We start from the raw sequence: 16,531 nt of genomic DNA, 5'->3' as shown, positions 1-16,531 counted from the left end.
AAGGGGAGCGATTCGAAAAATGTCTACAATGACTGTCACGTCCGGCAAGGCCGCCGGGATGACGAAGGACGAACGTTTCGTCATTCTCGCCTCTTCGCTCGGCACCGTCTTCGAATGGTATGACTTCTACCTGTTCGGTTCGCTTGCCAGCATCATCGGCGCGCAGTTCTTCGGCGTCATTGATCCCGCGACAAATCAGCCGATGTTCAACCAGGCCACGCGTGACATCTTCGCACTGCTGGCGTTCGCCGCAGGCTTTATCGTTCGTCCGTTCGGCGCCATCGTGTTCGGCCGTGTCGGCGACATCGTCGGCCGCAAATACACCTTCCTAGTCACCATTCTGATCATGGGCCTGTCGACCTTCATCGTCGGCGTGCTGCCAAACGCGGCCACCATCGGCATTGCGGCACCGATCATCCTGATCGGTTTGCGCCTGCTGCAGGGCCTCGCGCTCGGCGGCGAATACGGCGGAGCGGCGACCTACGTGGCCGAACATTCACCGATGGGCAAACGCGGCTACTACACCTCGTTCATCCAGACCACGGCAACGCTCGGCCTGTTCCTGTCGCTGCTGGTGATCCTGTTCACCCGCACCGCGCTCGGCGAAGCCGAGTTCGCCAAATGGGGCTGGCGCATTCCGTTCCTCGTCTCGGTGGTGCTGCTCGGCATCTCCGTATGGATCCGGCTGCGCTTGAACGAGTCGCCCGTGTTCCAAAAGATGAAGGACGAGGGCAAGGGCTCCAAGGCGCCGTTGACCGAGGCCTTCGCCAACTGGAGCAATGCAAAACTCGTTCTCATCGCCCTGATCGGCGGCGTGATGGGTCAGGGCGTGGTCTGGTACACCGGCCAGTTCTACGCGCTGTTCTTCATGCAATCGATCCTCAAGGTTGACGGCTACACCGCCAATCTTCTGATCGCTTGGTCGCTGCTGCTCGGCACCGGCTTCTTCATCGTGTTCGGGGCGCTGTCCGACAAGATCGGCCGTAAGCCGATCATTCTGGCGGGCTGCCTGATCGCGGCTCTGACCTTCTTCCCGATCTTCCGGATGATCACCACCAACGCCAACCCGGCGCTGGAAAAGGCGATCGAATCGGTCAAGGTCGAGGTGGTGGCCGATGCCAAGGGCTGCGGCGACCTGTTCAACCCGGTCGGCACCCGCGTCTTCTCGGCACCATGCGATACCGCTCGCGCCTACCTGGCACAGCAGTCGGTCAAATACTCGACCAGCTATGGCGCTGCGGGCTCCGGCGTGAAGGTCGTCGTCAACGGAAAGGACGTAGCTTACACCGACGCCAAGACGTCCAATCCGTCCGTCCTGGCAGCGGTGCAGGCCGCAGGTTACCCCAAGGCCGGCGACGCCCAGATCGTGAAGATGGCTCACCCGTTCGATATCTTCAAACCGAACGTCGCTGCCATCATCGGACTGCTGTTCGTCCTGGTGCTCTTCGTCACCATGGTGTACGGGCCGATCGCGGCGATGCTGGTCGAACTGTTCCCGACCAAGATCCGCTACACCTCGATGTCGCTGCCCTATCACATCGGCAATGGCTGGTTCGGCGGTTTGCTGCCGGCGACCTCGTTTGCGATCGTGGCCTCGACCGGCGACATCTACGCAGGTCTCTGGTATCCGATCATCTTCGCTTCGATCACCGTGGTTGTCGGCCTGTTCTTCCTGCCGGAAACCAAGGACGTCGACATCACGAAGTAACGGCGTCGCCGACGGCAACAGCCGCGGCGATACGACACTCCCAACCAAGCCGGCCGCGGATCGCTCCGCGGCCGGTTAGTTTTTGATCTCGGCCAACGTCATCGCAGCGAGACCACTCACTGGGTTTAGTGCCGTTGTTTGGTACCCGTGATCAGGCTAGATGTTGATGATATGGCCTCTCGAAAAGGCAGACCAGGATAATGAAACATTGGCGCTATATCGCTATGCACACCGCGGCTGCTGCTGCCTTCATTTTCTTGCTGCAGCGGTATGGATTGAACGCGTCACTTGATTCAAGCCTGATCTGGGCGCTTACCTTCGGTGCATGCGCTGCTGGGCTTGCCTATATGCAATCCAATCGCTGATCTCAATCCGGCTGCGGTCGCTTTGCGGCGCTTCGGTTCCTAGCTCGTCGCACCGGTAAACTGCAGCACGATCTCGCGCCGGTGCGGCCGGGCGCGATGCTCGACCAGATAGATCGCCTGCCAGGTACCCAGCGCGAGTGCGCCCTGCAAGACCGGCACGTGCAGCGAGGTCGCAGTCAGCATGGTCTTGATGTGCGACGGCATGTCGTCCGGCCCCTCGGTGTCATGACGCCAGCCGGCGTTTTCGGGCGCAAGCAGGTTCAGCGCAGTGGTCAGGTCGACCAGCACGGTCGGATCGGCATTTTCCTGGATGGTCAGCGACGCCGAGGTGTGACGGATGAACAGCGTCACCGCGCCCTCGCGCGCATGTGCGTCGCGAACGAATTTTGCGACTTCAGCCGTGAGGTCGGTGAAGCCCGCGCCTCGCGTTTGCACGGTCAAGAGCGAGGACACGATGGTGGTGGCGCTGACCGCGGATGGGGCAGTGCGGGAAAGGGATTTGGGTGCGGTCATCAAGGGCGATCTTCGTAGGGTGGGCAAAGGCGCGCTTCGCGCCGTGCCCACCAGTTCTTGCATCGATAATGATGGTGGGCACGCTTCGCTTTGCCCACCCTACAAATTCAGCGACTGTCAAATCTTGCCGCTGAAATCCCGCTGCAGCCGGTTGGCGATCTCGATCAATCGCTGCCAGGCCCGCTCCAGGAATGACATCATGCGATCCATGTCGCGGTCGCTCGGCAGCGGGATTTCGATCTTGCGCTCACCCTCGGCAACCTTCGGCTCGCTCTTCTTCAGCGAGTCAGATTTCGGCAACGGCTCCTCGACCTTGCCCGGCACGGTCGGTTCGCGCGAGACGAGGTCCGCCTTGAGCCGCTCATTCTCGGCCTGCAGCCGGACGATGTCGGCTTGCTGACGGCCGATTTCCGCGTCCATCGCCGCCCGCTCGTCAGGTACGGCATAGCAGGCCCAGCCCGCACCCGAATTGTTGCAGGTCGAGACTGCGCCGGTTCTTGTATCCAGGCGAAGCACGCCGTCGCCCGTCGGCGACAGCGTGTAGCGGCCGTTCTCGGTCTCCGGCATCGGGCCCGCAAGCGCCTGACCGGCGCCGGCGAGACAAACGGCCAGCACAGTGACGCCGGCCAATTTCGAGGACGATTTCGCTCTGCTCATGGGCTTGCTCCCGCCTCAGGACAGCACCGGTTTCCTCGACCGTCCGGGCGCTTTCAAGGCGCGCCCCTACACCTTTGAAGTATAGGGCGCGCGGCCGGACTTCAACGCGTCTCCGAGCAATTCGATGCGGTCCTGCCCCCAGAACACCTCGCCATCCAGCACATAGACCGGCGAGCCGAACACATCGGCCGAGAGCGCGTCCTGCCGGTTCTGCTCATAGGCTGCGCTGATTTCTTCCGAGCCCGATCGCTCCACCAATTGCTTGCCGGGCAGCCCCGATTCATCGGCAAGTTTCGCAATCGTTGCGGGATCGGCGAGGTTGAGCTGCTCTTGCCAGACGCCGGCAAAGGCCCGTCGCAGATATCGGTCAGGATCGAGGCCGGCCTCCAGCGCCGCAATCACGACGCCATCGGCCAGACGCGCATTGAATGGCCAGTTCGCCGGCTGCAGGTGGAATTTCAGTCCGCGCTTGTCGCGCCAGCGCTGCAATTCAACCATCCGATAGCGCTGCCGCACCGGATGGCGCTTCATCAAGGGCAAGCCGCCGGTCTCCGAGAACAGATCGACCAGCACCACCGGCTTGTGATTTACCTTGAGATCGTAAGTACTTACCAGGTCACGAAAAGGCTGATGGCCGATATAGGCCCACGGCGATTGGATCGAGAAGTAGTAATCGACCTGACGCGGCATGCGGGCTCCAGGGACGAGGATTTTCGCTTCGCTCGGGACATCCCAGCAGACCGCCCAAATCCGCGCAAGATCGATCCCTGTGGCAATACTGCTGCACTGCGATCGCAGGTCCACGGGGCAGCAGACGACATTCGAATAATTCCAGAAAAATCAAAGCACTAGCTGGTTACGGCGTAATCTTGACTTGGTTAGACGCGGTAAGTATGGTCCGCGCGGCTTTCAAGGGTGACGGGCGTAATTTCCATCAACCGTTGGCATCGTTTAGAGTCTTGGGCATGGCCGAAGACAAGAACGACAACGCAAGTGGGAATCGCGATCAGCCGTCTTCCGACGAAGCTGCGCTTTCCGCAAGGCTCGGAAGTCTGGATCAACGGTTGTCCGAAATTCGCGACAGCCGGAAACTCAGGACTGATCAACCCGGAACTGAAAGCGGAGACAGGGCTGCCAGAGCATCTGCGATGGCGCTGGGTTTCCGGCTTTCCTCGGAGTTGGTTGCGGGCGTTGTCGTCGGAGCGGCGATTGGCTGGGGGTTCGACCGTTTGTTGTCGACGTCGCCGTTCGGTTTCATCGTGTTTTTGCTGCTCGGCTTCGTCGCCGGTGTAGTCAACGTGGTGAGATCTGCAGGCGTAGCTTCCCGCAGACGCTGAGCATCGACGGGAAGTCACGACATTTGAAATTCGATTGCCGGCCAGGCCGGTGGATAAAGAGCCGCGCGGATGAAAATCGACCCGATCCACCAGTTCAATATCGAACCCCTCTTCACGATCGGCCATATCGGCAACCAAACGATCGCCTTTACCAACTCCTCGCTCTACATGTTCCTCTCGGTAGCGGTGATCTCGCTACTGATGATCGGCGGCATGGCGGGACGGCAACTGGTTCCCGGGCGGCTGCAGTCGATCGCGGAAATCTCCTACGAGTTCGTCGCCTCGACGATCCGCTCTACCGCCGGCGCGGAAGGCATGAAGTTCTTCCCGCTGATCTTCTCGCTGTTCATGTTCATCTGCATCTCGAACCTGATCGGCATCATCCCCTATACGTTCACGGTTTCGAGCCACATCATCGTCACCGCGGCGCTGGCCCTCCTGGTTTTCTTCACCGTCCTGATCTACGGGCTCTACAAGAACGGATTCAAGTTCTTCAAGATTTTCGTGCCCTCCGGCGTGCCGATCTACATCCTGCCGTTGGTCATGTTCATCGAAATCCTGTCGTTCTTCCTGCGGCCGGTCTCCCACAGCGTACGTCTGTTCGCCAACATGCTGGCCGGCCACATCGCGCTGAAAGTGTTCGCGGGCTTCGTCGCGATGCTCGGCGTGTCGCTCGGCGCCGTCGGCTGGATCGGCGGCGTGCTGCCGCTGGCGCTCACGGTAGCGCTGACCGCGCTCGAACTCCTGGTCGCGTTCCTGCAGGCCTACGTGTTCGCGATCCTGACCTGCATCTATCTCAACGACGCCATTCATCCGGGACACTAAGCGGTCCGGGGAATTTCCACCCACACCTTTGTCTTACCCCCTAAAGGAGCTATAGAAATGGAACCGGCAGCAGCTAAACTTATCGGCGCGGGCATCGCGGCAATTGGCATGGGCGGCGCTGGCGTCGGCGTGGGCATCATCTTCGGCAACTACCTTGCCGCAGCGGTGCGCAATCCTTCGGCAGCCCAGGGCCAGTTCGGCAACCTGATCTTCGGCTTCGCCGTGACCGAAGCGCTCGGCATTTTCTCGCTGCTGATCGCGCTGCTCTTGCTGTTCGTTCCGCTCTGAGCTGCACCCACTCGCGCCGCCTCCGGGCGGCGCGCTGACGGCAACAGGAGACCCCCGTGGCTGAAAAAAGTCCTGGTACCCCGGCCAAGGGCACCGGTGCCCATACCGAAGCCGACGGCGGACACGGCGGAGGATTTCCTCCGTTCGAGTCGAGCACGTTTGCTTCGCAACTGGTGTCGCTCGCCATCGCGTTCGTCGCGCTCTATGTGATCGTGTCCCGCTTTGCGCTGCCGCGCGTCGAAAGCGTGATCGACGCACGTCAGAACGCGATCGAGGGCGATCTGGCGGCGGCGCAGAAGTTCAAGGACGAGTCGGACGCGGCGCTGAAAGCGTATGAGACCGAGCTCGCTGCCGCCCGCTCCCGCGCCCAGGCCATCGGTAGCGAGACCCGCGAGAAGCTGAACGTGGCCGCGGAAGCCGAGCGCAGGACGCTGGAAGACCAGCTCACCGCCAAGCTTGCCGCCGCCGAGAAGCAGATCGCGGCGACGCGGGAAGCCGCGATGAGCAATGTCCGCGGCATCGCAGCGGATGCGGCCGGCGCGATCGTCCAGCGCCTCACCGGCGTGCTGCCCGACAGCAAGACGGTGAGCAAAGCCGTCGATGCTTCGTTGAAGGGATAGACCGATGTTCACCGAACCGGAAACCTGGGTCGCGATCGCCTTCGTCATCCTGCTGGTGCTGTTTGCCTATCTCGGCATCCACAAGACGGTACTGACGGCGCTCGATCATCGCGGCGAACGCATCAAGGCCGAACTTGACGACGCCCGCCGTCTGAAAGAGGAGGCCGCCAAGCTGCTCGGCGAGTATCAGACCCGCCGCGCCAGCGCCGAGCGTGAGGCCGAGGAGATCGTCGCTAACGCCAGGGCCGAAGCCGAGCGCATCGCCACCGAAGCCAAGGCCAAGATGGAAGATTTCGTCGCCCGCCGCACCAAGACTGCCGAGGGCAAGATTGCGCTTGCCGAAGCCCAGGCGCTGGCCGACGTCCGCGCCGCCGCCGCCAACGCTGCGGTCGAAGCCGCCTCGACCATCCTGTCGCAGTCGGTCAAGGGCTCGGTCGCCGACGACTTGCTTGCCAAGGGCATTGCCGAAGTTCGCGCCAAGCTGAACTGAGCGCTTTCCACCATCGATCAAAAGCCGGCGCGAGACCATCGCGCCGGCTTTTTTATTGCCTCTTCTTTTTCGGCGCCGGGCGTTCGGGCTTCAGGGCCTGCGGGTCGAAGCCGATATAGAAGATGTAGCGATCGCCGTCGGCGCCGGGGGGCGCCGGATAGGTGAGATCTTCGGCCACCAGCGTGAACGGTTCGCTGCCGCTTTCGGTCATGTTGACCGTGGTCTGGTAGGCCTTGGTGGCAATGGTCTTCTCAGATACGCCGCCGTGTACCACTGCGACACGTATGGGGACCTGGACCGAAGCCGGCGCGCCGGCGGGGCCTGCGATAACGCGTCCTTGAATGCCGATCCGGGCGGTGATCACGCCGCCATTGAGGCTGCATTCACGGGCCATCTTGCTGATCGTCGCCTGGAACCGCAGGTCGTTGCCGACCGGCTGCTTGCCGGGCGCAGCGACGGCGTAGGTGGAAGCGCCTGACCGGACCGTGACCGGCGGACAGGTCAGATCGCCGGTGTCCTGCGGTACCGGCGGGGCCGGCGCGTCTGTGGCCGGCTCGTCCGATTTTCCCCCGAACAGGCTCTTGAAACGGTCGGTCAGCGATTGCGCCGATGCCGGCGTGGCCATCGTGCAAGCCAGCCCGCCCGCGACCGCAGCCGCGATCGCTACCCTGAGCAAACGATTGTCACCCATGCGACGTCCCTGCCATCCCCATCATCGTCTATTCCCGCGGCCTTATAGCAGCCCAATGGCGGCGAACCCAAGGCACCCAAAAGGCTTAGAAATCAACGATTCAGCCGCGGAAATCCTCATGCAGCAGGCCGAACAGCAGATGGTCCTGCCAGATGCCGTTGATGCAGAGATAGCGCCGCGCCAGCCCCTCGCGGGTGAAGCCGCATTTCTCCAGCACCCGGATCGACGCCGTATTGGAAGGAATGCAGGCCGCCTCAATGCGGTGCAGATTGAGCTCACCGAACAGCGTCGGCAGCAGCACCCGCAGCGCCGCGGTCATGTAGCCGCGGCAGGCGTGAGGCTCGCCGACCCAATATCCAATGGTCCCGGCCTGCACGATGCCGCGGCGGACATTGGCGAGCGTGATGCCGCCGATCATGGCGCCATCACGCTCACGGAAGATGATGAAGGGATAGGAGCGGTCGGCGGCGATATCCTCGGCGTAGCGGCGCAGCCGGCGGCGGAACCCGGCGCGGGTCAGATCATCCGACGGCCAGATCGGCTCCCATGGCGTCAGATAGGTCCGGCTTTGTTCGCGTAATTGCGCCCATTGCGGGAAGTCCGCCATCTGGGGAGCGCGCAGCAGGAGGCCGTGGCCACGCGGCACGAGCGCAGCCGGTCCGCTGGTTGGCAAACGAAACAGGGCCATGCCCGCTCTCCCCAGCCCTACCTCAATGTAGAAGGGTTTTCGCCTTCGACCGCGTCAATCCTTCCGCAAAAGACACCGCCGTGTCCAGACCCCTTCCGCTACCAAGCGCGACAACCGCCGGCCGGCTGCGGGACAATAGCGCGTGCGCCGCGTTTCGGGTCGATTCGATGGAAACCGCATCGATCCTGGTGACCAGCTCCTCCACCGTCAGCGGCCGTCCATAGGCCAGCACGTGCCGCGCAAGCTGTTCGGCCCGGGACGAGCAGCTTTCCAGCGCCATCAACAGTCCCGCCTTCATCTGCGCCTTGGCGCGAGCGATCTCAGCTTCGGTCAGGGTTTCCACGGAGTCGTTGATGACGTCAACGATGACCTCCATCATCTCCGGGGCGTCGCCGGGATCGGTGCCGGTGTAGAGGCCGAAAAACCCGGTGTCGGCATAGGGCGCGTGGAAGGTGTATATCGAGTAGCACAGGCCGCGCTTTTCGCGCACTTCCTGGAACAGCCGCGACGACATTCCGCCGCCCAGCGTGTTGGTGAAGACCTGCAGCGAGAACAGCGACAGGTCGGTCTGCGGTACGCCTTCGAGCGCCAGCGTCAAATGCGCCTGTTCGAGATCGCGGTGTACCACGCGCGAGCCGCCCTTGCCGAACATCGCCGGTTGCGGCTTCGGCGCCGGCGTGGCGTCGAAGCTGGCAAATTTCTGCGCCGCTTCCTCCACCACGCGCTTGTGGTCAACCGCACCGGCGGCCGCGACCACCATGTCGGGGCCGCGGTAATGCGTCGCCAGATAGCCGCGCAACATGTCGCGATCGAAATTCTTCAGCGTCTTCGCCGTACCAAGCAGCGACCGGCCCATCGGCTGGTCCGGAAAGCAGAGCTCGTTGAGGTGCTCGAACACGACGTCATCCGGCGTATCCTGCGCCGCGCCGATCTCCTGCACGATGACGCTCTTCTCGCGCTCGAGTTCGTCCGGCACGAAGGACGGATTGGTGAGGATGTCGGAGAGCACGTCGAGCGCCAGCGGCACGTCGGCCTTCATCACCCGCGCGTAATAGGCCGTGGTCTCGGTCGAGGTCCCGGCATTGAGGTCGCCGCCGACCGCCTCGATTTCCTCCACGATCTCGCGCGAGGAGCGCCGCGTCGTACCCTTGAAAGCCATGTGTTCAAGAAGATGCGAGATGCCATGCTCGTTCGGCTTCTCGTCGCGGCCGCCGACACCGGCCCAAACGCCGAGCGCTGCGGTTTCCAGATGCGGCATGGTGTCGGTGACGACGGTCAGGCCGGACGGCAGCTTGGTGACATCAACGCTCATCCGGCAACTCCCTGCTTCGCGGCGCGGCTGACCGAGCGCACGAATCGCTCCACCTCGGCTGAATCGTTTTTCATCACCGTGATGTGTTCGGATTTGGTCATGAGGCCGTCGAGCCAGGCCGGCAGTTGCGGCCGCACGCCGCACGCAGCTTCCACCGCATCGGGGAACTTGGCCGGATGCGCCGTCGACAGCACGATGTTGGGGAGCCTCGAATCCGAGGTATCGCGATCGGCCACCGCCAGCGCCACCGCGGTATGGGGATCGACGAGGTCGCCGGCCTCGCGCCAGGCGGCGCGGATCGCCGCCGACGTCTCGGTTTCGTCGGCGCGGCCGGCGTCGAACTCCTCGCGGATCGCGGCCAGCATGGCATCCGGCAGCACGAATCGTCCGGACTGCTTTAGCGAAGCCATCAGCCGGCGGACGCTGTCGGCGTCGCGGCGGCTCGCCTCGAACAACAGCCGCTCGAAATTCGAGGAGACCTGGATGTCCATCGAGGGCGACGCGGAGGCGTGAACTTCGCGGACTTCATAGATGCCGGTCTTGAGCGTGCGCGGCAGGATGTCGTTGACGTTGGAGGCGATGCGCAGCCAGCGCACCGGCAGGCCCATCCTCTTCGCCACGTAGCCTGCAAAGATGTCGCCGAAATTCCCCGTAGGCACCGTGAAGTCCACGGTACGCGCGGGCGCGCCGAGCGCCACCGCCGACGTGAAGTAATACACCACCTGCGCGACGATCCGCGCCCAGTTGATCGAATTGACGCCCGACAGCGAGACCGCGTCGCGAAAGCCGTGATGGTTGAACATCGCCTTTACGAGTGCCTGGCAGTCGTCGAAGGTGCCCTCGATCGCCAGCGCATGCACGTTGGACGCGCCCGTCGTCGTCATCATCCGCCGCTGCACATCGGAGATACGCCCGTTCGGGAACAGCACGACGAGGTCGACATTGTCGAGATTGGCAAACGCATCAACCGCGGCGCCGCCGGTGTCGCCTGAGGTCGCGACCACGATGGTGGTGCGCTGATTGCGCTTGGCCAGCACGTGATCCATGAGCCGCGAGATCAACTGCATGGCGACGTCCTTGAACGCCAGCGTCGGGCCGTGGAACAGCTCCAGCACGAATTGATGGGGACTGACCTGCTTCAGCGGCACCACCGCGGGATGGCGGAACGTCGCATAAGCCTCATTCGCCATGCGGCCGAGATCGGCGTCGGAAATTTCGCCCGCGGCAAACGGCTTGATGACGTCAACGGCAACTTCCCAATAGGGCCGGCCGAAGAAAGCGGCGATGGTTTCGCTCGATAATTGCGGCCAGACCTCAGGCACGTAGAGGCCGCCATCGCGGGCGAGCCCGGTCAGCATCACATCGCAGAAACCCAGGACGGGGGCCTCCCCCCGCGTCGAAATATAGCGCGTCAAACCACCCTCCAAAGGCGCAAGCCCTATGCCAAGCCTTTGATATTAGTCATGAATTAGATTTCGCAAAGCGCGAAGCGAGGGCGCACCATAATGGGTTTTGAGGCGAAGGGGAAATGGCTCGTGGGCGAAAGGAGCGAGGTGCGGGTTTGGGGGCCGGCGGCCTCATGGTTCGAGACGCGCGGCGCGGCCGCGCTCCTCACCATGAAGGGCTGCAAGCTGCGCACGCCTCCCGAAGGCAGCTTCCAGTACGCCGCGGCCCCCTCCCGTCATTGCGAGCGGAGCGAAGCAATCCATCGCGCGGCAAGTGGAGAACTGGATTGCTTCGCTGCGCTCGCAATGACGAGTGGCGCCCCCCGCGCCGGTCTCACCCATATCGAAGCACATCGACCGGATCGAGCCGTGCCGCGCGCCAAGATGGATAGAGCGTTGCGAGGAATGACAGCGTCAGCGCCATCGCCACAACGGCGGCGGTTTCGCCGAAATCGATCTCCGCCGGCAGCTTCGACAAGAAGTAGAGTTTTGGTGGAAACAGCTCGGTATTGGTCAGCCAGGACAGAAATTGCCGGATCGTTTCGATATTCAGGCAAACCAGCATACCGACGAGCAGTCCGGTCACCGTGCCGAGCACGCCGATCGCAGCACCTGCGATCAGGAATATCCGCATGATTGCCCCTCGCGAGGCGCCCACGGTGCGCAGAATCGCGATGTCGCTGCCCTTGTCCTTCACCAGCATGATCAGGCCCGACACGATGTTCAGCGCGGCAACCAGCACGATCAAGGTCAAGATCAGGAACATGACATTGCGCTCGACCTGAAGTGCGGCGAAGAAGGCCGAGGTGCGCCGTCGCCAGTCGACGAGGAACACCGGCCGTCCCGCGGCGTCAGCTACCGGCCTTCGGAAGCTGTCGACCCGGTCGGGGCTGCCGTCGATAAAAATTTCGATGGCGCTCACGTCATCGGCGCGGTTGAAATAGGCCTGCGCCTCGGCGAGCGGCAGAAAGACCATGACGGAATCATATTCCGACATGTCGATGCTGAACACCGCTGCAACCTTGTACGGCTTGATCCGCGCCGTCGTGGCCTTCGACCTTGCTGCGCCATCTGGCGCGACCAGCGTGATGTTGTCGCCGGCACGCAGCGACAATTGATCGGCAAGCCTGCGTCCGATCGCGACCCCTCGCCCCTGATCGAATTCATCCAGCGAGCCCTGCTGGATATTGCCGGCAATCGCGGCAAGTTTGTTGAGGTCGTCGGAGCGAATGCCGCGAACGAGCACGCCGGAGGCGTTATGCGCCGACGATGCAAGCGCCGGAGCGTCCACCACGGGAACGGCGAGGCGTATGCCTGGAACCTGACTGATGCGCTCGGTGACGTCCTCCCAGTCCGTCAACGGCTGCTCCAGCGGCTGCACCAGGAGGTGGCCGTTCAGGCCGATGATCTTGCCCACCAGCTCCTTGCGGAAGCCGTTCATGACCGCCATCACGATGATCAGCGTCGCAACGCCGAGCATGATGCCAAGGAAGGAAAAACCGGCGATAACGGAAATGAAGCCTTCCTTGCGACGCGCCCGCAAGTACCGCCCGGACAGCAGCCATTCGAATGCCGAGAACGGCAGGGGGCGCGGATTCTCCATGGTCCATTCATAGCGCGTTTTTGGAACGATTGGCGCGCTAGCTTTGAAGAATGGTTCTCATCCACCGCCATATTCCTGCCATGCCAGATCAGGTGGCGCTTCCCTTGCGGATGCCCTGGGTCAAGTCTCGAAGTTCAATACGCGTTCGCTCAAGCTCAACCGACGTCCGGCATTTCCTCCAGCAGCTTGTCGAGCGTGATCGGATAGTCGCGCACACGGATGCCGGTGGCGTTGTAGGCGGCGTTGGCGACCGCTGCCGCCACGCCGCAGATGCCGAGTTCGGCGACGCCCTTGGCCTTCATCGGCGACGACATCGGATCGGTCTCGTCGAGGAAGATCGCGTCCTGATGCGGAATGTCGGCGTGAACCGGCACTTCGTAGCCAGCGAGATCATGGTTGACGAAGAAGCCGGCGCGTTCGTCGACGACGAGTTCCTCCATCAGCGCCGCGCCCACGCCCATGGTCATCGCGCCGATCACCTGGCTGCGCGCGGTCTTCGGATTGAGAATGCGGCCGGCGGCACAGACCGCGAGCATCCGGCGCACCCGGATCTCGGCCGTGGCGGCATCGACGCCGACTTCGACGAAGTGCGCGCCGAAGGTCGATTGCTGATACTTCTTGTCGATGTCGCCATACTCAATGCCGTCCTCGGCACGGAGGCCACCATCGCCCGCGGCCTGCGCCAGCGGGACGCGGCGGTTACCCAAGCGAACCTCGCCATCGGCGAACTCCGCTTCCGCCGAGTTGAAACCAAGTTTCTGTGCGACCGCCTCGCGCAGCTTGACGCATGCGGCATAAACGCCTGCGGTCGAGTTGTTGCCGCCCCATTGTCCGCCGGAGCCTGACGACACCGGGAAGTTCGAGTCTCCCAAACGCACCACCACTTTCTCCATCGGCACACCCATCATCTCGGCCGCAGTCTGCGCGATGATCGTGTAGCTGCCGGTGCCGATGTCGGTCATATCGGTCTCGACGGTTACAACGCCGTTGTTGTCGAGCCGCACACGCGCGGCCGACTTCGTCAGCAAATTGTTGCGAAACGCGGCAGCGACGCCCATGCCGACCAGCCAACGCCCGTCGCGGACCCTGCCCGGCTGCGGGTTGCGCTTGTTCCAGCCGAAGCGCTCCGCGCCTGTCCGCAGGCACTCGGTGAGGCGGCGCTGCGAGAACGGCCGCTCGGGCTTTTCCGGATCGACCTGGGTATCGTTGATGATACGGAACTCGATCGGATCCATTCCGAGCCGCTCGGCCATTTCGTCAACCGCGATTTCGAGCGCCATCATGCCCGATGCCTCGCCCGGCGCGCGCATGGCGTTGCCTTCGGGCAAGTTCAGCTCCGCGAGCCGCGTGGCGGTCATGCGGTTGGCGCCGGCATAAAGCAGCCGAGTCTGGCTGACGGCGCCCTCGGGCCTGCCTCCGGGCAGATTGCCGGACCATTCTTCATGACCGATGGCCGCGATTTTGCCGTCCCTGGTCGCACCGATGCGGATGCGCTGGATTGTTGCGGGGCGATGTGTGGTGTTGTTGAAGACAAAGGGCCGCGGCAGCGCCACCTTCACGGGCCGCCCGGTTGCGCGCGCACCGAGTGCCGCGAGCAATGCATCCGAACGAACGAACAGTTTGGAGCCGAAGCCGCCGCCGATGAAGGGCGAGATCAGGCGAACGTTCTCCTTCGGAATGTCCAGCGTCTTCGCTACCTCCCCCACTCCCCAGGCGATCATCTGGTTCGAGGTCCAGAGCGTGAGCTTGTCGCCGTTCCAGGTGGCGATCGAGGCATGCGGCTCCATCATCGCATGCGCCTGATCGGGCGTGGTGTAGCTGGCGTCGAGTTGAACCGGCGCTGCGGCGAATGCGTCGGCAAAATCGCCGACCGCGGTATCGGCCGGACCGCCGAACACGGCCCGGGGCTTGGCAATGTCCTTGACTGCCGCGAGATCGAAGGCGCCATCCGTTCGGACATAGTCGACGCGGACGAGCTCCGCGGCGGCGCGGGCCTGCTCGAAGGTATCGGCAACCACGAGCGCGATCGCCTGGTGATAATGCTCGATGTCGGGACCGCCGAGCAGCTTTGCAGTGTTGCGGTCACCCTTGCCGAGCTTGCCGGCATTGTCAGCCGTGACGATAGCGCGCACGCCGGGTGCGGACTTGGCGGCAGTGAGATCTATACCGGTGATCCGGCCCTTGGCGATCGCCGAGCCGATCACGTAGCCGTAAGCCGGACTTGGCATGCCCTCGTGGTGCTCGTAGGCATAACGCGCAGTGCCCGTGGTCTTGAGCGGACCATCGATGCGATCGGCGGGCTTACCGACCACCTTGAGCTGGTCGATCGGATTGATTGTGGCGGGGGTTTCGAATCTCATGGATCAACCTTTCGGATCAGCCTTTCGCTTCAGCCAGCACGGCGCCCAACGTGCGTTCGGCCAGCGCCAGCTTGAATGCATTCTGCCGCGTCGGCCTTGCGTCGGCGAACAACCGTTCGGCGACCGCCTTGGCGCCATTCGGCATCTGGGCCTCGGCCGCCTCGACACGCCATGGCTTGTGCGCGACGCCGCCGAGCGCGACACGCCCCGTTCCGTCGCGCTGCACGATCGCAGCCACCGAGACCAGCGCGAAGGCGTAGGAGGCGCGGTCGCGCACCTTGCGGTAGATCTGTTTGCCGCCGACGGGTTTTGGCAACGTCACCGCCGTGATCAACTCGCCCGGCATCAACGTCGTCTCGATATGCGGCGTATCGCCGGGCAGACGGTAAAATTCGGCAATCGGGATCGTTCGCGTCGGGCCGTCGGGCCGTACGGTTTCGACGGTGGCATCGAGCGCGCGCATCGCCACCGCCATGTCGCTCGGATGGGTCGCGATGCAGGCTTCGCTTGCGCCGACGACGGCATGCTGGCGGCTGAAGCCGCCGATCGCCGCACAGCCGCTGCCGGGCTTCCGTTTGTTGCAGGACTGGTTGGTGTCATAGAAGTAAGGACAGCGCGTTCGCTGCAGCAGATTGCCTGCCGTGGTCGCCATGTTGCGCAATTGCCCCGAGGCGCCCGCAAGCAGCGCGCGCGACAATACACCGTAGTCGCGCCGCACGCGCGTGTCCGCGGCGAGATCGGTGTTGCGCACCAGCGCGCCGATGCGTAGTCCGCCCTCTTGCGTCGGCTCGATCTTGTCGAGTGCAAGGCCGTTGACGTCGATCAGATGGGCTGGCGTCTCGATCTCGAGCTTCATCAGGTCCAGGAGATTGGTGCCACCGGCGATGAATTTGGCATCCGGCTTGCGCATCGCGGAAGCGGCAGCCTCAGCCGGCGTGCGGGCGCGTTCGTAGGTGAATGATCTCATGCAGGCCTCCCGGCGACTTCCGATATTGCCTCGGCGATGTTGGAATAGGCGCCGCAACGGCAGATGTTGCCGCTCATGCGCTCGCGGAGCTCGGAATTGCTGAGTTGCGGCGGCGCGTTCAGGTCGGCACTGACGTGGCTCGGGATGCCGGCCTTGATCTCATCGAGCACAGCGACGGCCGAACAAATTTGTCCCGGCGTGCAATAGCCGCATTGGTAACCGTCATCCTTGACGAACGCGGCCTGCATCGGGTGCATGTTCTCGGGCGTGCCGAGCCCCTCGACCGTCGTGATGCGCTCGCCCTCGTGCATCACGGCGAGCGTCATGCAGGAATTGATCCGCCTTCCGCCAACAATCACGGTGCAGGCGCCGCACTGGCCGTGATCGCAGCCCTTCTTGGTGCCGGTGAGATGCAGGTGCTCGCGCAGCGCGTCGAGCAGCGTGGTTCTCGGGTCAAGCGTGAGGCCGCGCGCCGCTCCGTTCACGGTGAAGGAGACTTTCCATACGGCAGAGACATCAGCGACGGCAGCCTCCACGGCAGGCACCTGGGCACTGACGATGGATGGCGCGGCCGTCAGCGCTATTGATGCAGCGCTTCCCGCCAACAGTTTACGCCGCGATAATTCGAAGTCGCTCCGACTTTTCATGTCGTGTTCCCGTTT

The 16,531-nt window shown here is 63.3% G+C and carries 17 protein-coding genes; 6 read left to right on the top strand and 11 right to left on the bottom strand.

Annotated features, from left to right (window positions below):
- The first annotated feature begins 19 nt into the window (after positions 1 to 19).
- Positions 20 to 1,708 (top strand): MFS transporter, encoded by a 1,689-nt coding sequence (locus YUO_RS0115195; protein WP_035726776.1) that lies wholly within the window; start codon positions 20 to 22, stop codon positions 1,706 to 1,708.
- A 404-nt stretch (positions 1,709 to 2,112) separates the two neighbouring features.
- Here YUO_RS0115195 and YUO_RS0115185 read toward each other — a convergent pair whose 3' ends face one another.
- The 3 genes from YUO_RS0115185 to YUO_RS0115175 all read right to left on the bottom strand — a co-directional run bounded on the left by YUO_RS0115185 (position 2,113) and on the right by YUO_RS0115175 (position 3,933).
- Positions 2,113 to 2,586 (bottom strand): secondary thiamine-phosphate synthase enzyme YjbQ, encoded by a 474-nt coding sequence (locus YUO_RS0115185; RefSeq protein WP_028348043.1) that lies wholly within the window; start codon positions 2,584 to 2,586, stop codon positions 2,113 to 2,115.
- Between the two features lie 117 nt (positions 2,587 to 2,703).
- The gene (locus YUO_RS0115180; RefSeq protein WP_028348042.1) at positions 2,704 to 3,243 is read right to left on the bottom strand and encodes a hypothetical protein; all 540 of its coding nucleotides are present in this window, start codon (positions 3,241 to 3,243) and stop codon (positions 2,704 to 2,706) included.
- Between the two features lie 66 nt (positions 3,244 to 3,309).
- The gene (locus YUO_RS0115175; RefSeq protein WP_028348041.1) at positions 3,310 to 3,933 is read right to left on the bottom strand and encodes a 2-hydroxychromene-2-carboxylate isomerase; all 624 of its coding nucleotides are present in this window, start codon (positions 3,931 to 3,933) and stop codon (positions 3,310 to 3,312) included.
- A gap of 275 nt (positions 3,934 to 4,208) precedes the next feature.
- Here YUO_RS0115175 and YUO_RS0115170 point away from each other — a divergent pair, with 275 nt between their 5' ends.
- From YUO_RS0115170 to YUO_RS0115150, 5 genes are all read left to right on the top strand, one after another.
- Positions 4,209 to 4,580, top strand: a complete 372-nt coding sequence (locus YUO_RS0115170; RefSeq protein ID WP_028348040.1) for an AtpZ/AtpI family protein — start codon at positions 4,209 to 4,211, stop codon at positions 4,578 to 4,580.
- A gap of 69 nt (positions 4,581 to 4,649) precedes the next feature.
- Complete coding sequence (locus YUO_RS0115165) at positions 4,650 to 5,405, top strand: F0F1 ATP synthase subunit A (protein ID WP_028348039.1); 756 nt, start codon at positions 4,650 to 4,652, stop codon at positions 5,403 to 5,405.
- Between the two features lie 57 nt (positions 5,406 to 5,462).
- Positions 5,463 to 5,693 (top strand): F0F1 ATP synthase subunit C, encoded by a 231-nt coding sequence (locus tag YUO_RS0115160; protein WP_028348038.1) that lies wholly within the window; start codon positions 5,463 to 5,465, stop codon positions 5,691 to 5,693.
- A gap of 56 nt (positions 5,694 to 5,749) precedes the next feature.
- Entirely contained in the window at positions 5,750 to 6,313 is a 564-nt protein-coding gene (locus tag YUO_RS0115155) for a F0F1 ATP synthase subunit B family protein (RefSeq protein WP_028348037.1), read from the top strand.
- A gap of 4 nt (positions 6,314 to 6,317) precedes the next feature.
- The gene (locus YUO_RS0115150) at positions 6,318 to 6,803 is read left to right on the top strand and encodes a F0F1 ATP synthase subunit B family protein (protein WP_028348036.1); all 486 of its coding nucleotides are present in this window, start codon (positions 6,318 to 6,320) and stop codon (positions 6,801 to 6,803) included.
- 52 nt (positions 6,804 to 6,855) lie between these two features.
- Here the strand turns inward: YUO_RS0115150 and YUO_RS0115145 are convergent, their stop codons facing one another.
- The 8 genes from YUO_RS0115145 to paoA form a co-directional block, all read right to left on the bottom strand.
- The gene (locus YUO_RS0115145) at positions 6,856 to 7,494 is read right to left on the bottom strand and encodes a hypothetical protein (protein ID WP_028348035.1); all 639 of its coding nucleotides are present in this window, start codon (positions 7,492 to 7,494) and stop codon (positions 6,856 to 6,858) included.
- A 100-nt stretch (positions 7,495 to 7,594) separates the two neighbouring features.
- On the bottom strand, positions 7,595 to 8,182 hold the full coding sequence (locus YUO_RS0115140; RefSeq protein WP_028348034.1) for a GNAT family N-acetyltransferase: 588 nt from the start codon (positions 8,180 to 8,182) through the stop codon (positions 7,595 to 7,597).
- A 22-nt stretch (positions 8,183 to 8,204) separates the two neighbouring features.
- A complete protein-coding gene (locus YUO_RS0115135) occupies positions 8,205 to 9,494 on the bottom strand; it encodes a M16 family metallopeptidase (RefSeq protein ID WP_028348033.1) in 1,290 nt (429 codons plus the stop codon).
- Positions 9,491 to 10,909, bottom strand: coding sequence for a threonine synthase (gene thrC / locus YUO_RS0115130; RefSeq protein ID WP_028348032.1), 1,419 nt, complete (start codon positions 10,907 to 10,909; stop codon positions 9,491 to 9,493). Before thrC ends, YUO_RS0115135 begins: the two co-directional genes overlap by 4 nt.
- A gap of 364 nt (positions 10,910 to 11,273) precedes the next feature.
- Complete coding sequence (locus YUO_RS0115125) at positions 11,274 to 12,542, bottom strand: lipoprotein-releasing ABC transporter permease subunit (RefSeq protein ID WP_028348031.1); 1,269 nt, start codon at positions 12,540 to 12,542, stop codon at positions 11,274 to 11,276.
- 155 nt (positions 12,543 to 12,697) lie between these two features.
- On the bottom strand, positions 12,698 to 14,902 hold the full coding sequence (paoC, locus tag YUO_RS0115120; protein WP_028348030.1) for an aldehyde oxidoreductase molybdenum-binding subunit PaoC: 2,205 nt from the start codon (positions 14,900 to 14,902) through the stop codon (positions 12,698 to 12,700).
- 16 nt (positions 14,903 to 14,918) lie between these two features.
- Positions 14,919 to 15,869, bottom strand: a complete 951-nt coding sequence (locus tag YUO_RS0115115; protein WP_028348029.1) for an FAD binding domain-containing protein — start codon at positions 15,867 to 15,869, stop codon at positions 14,919 to 14,921.
- A complete protein-coding gene (gene paoA, locus YUO_RS0115110) occupies positions 15,866 to 16,516 on the bottom strand; it encodes an aldehyde dehydrogenase iron-sulfur subunit PaoA (protein WP_028348028.1) in 651 nt (216 codons plus the stop codon). The genes YUO_RS0115115 and paoA overlap by 4 nt, the downstream gene beginning before the upstream one ends.
- Between the last annotated feature and the right edge of the window lie 15 nt (positions 16,517 to 16,531).

It is taken from the genome of Bradyrhizobium murdochi, assembly GCF_000472965.1.
Classification (GTDB): domain Bacteria; phylum Pseudomonadota; class Alphaproteobacteria; order Rhizobiales; family Xanthobacteraceae; genus Bradyrhizobium; species Bradyrhizobium murdochi.
This window is presented reverse-complemented; position numbering and strand designations above follow the sequence as displayed.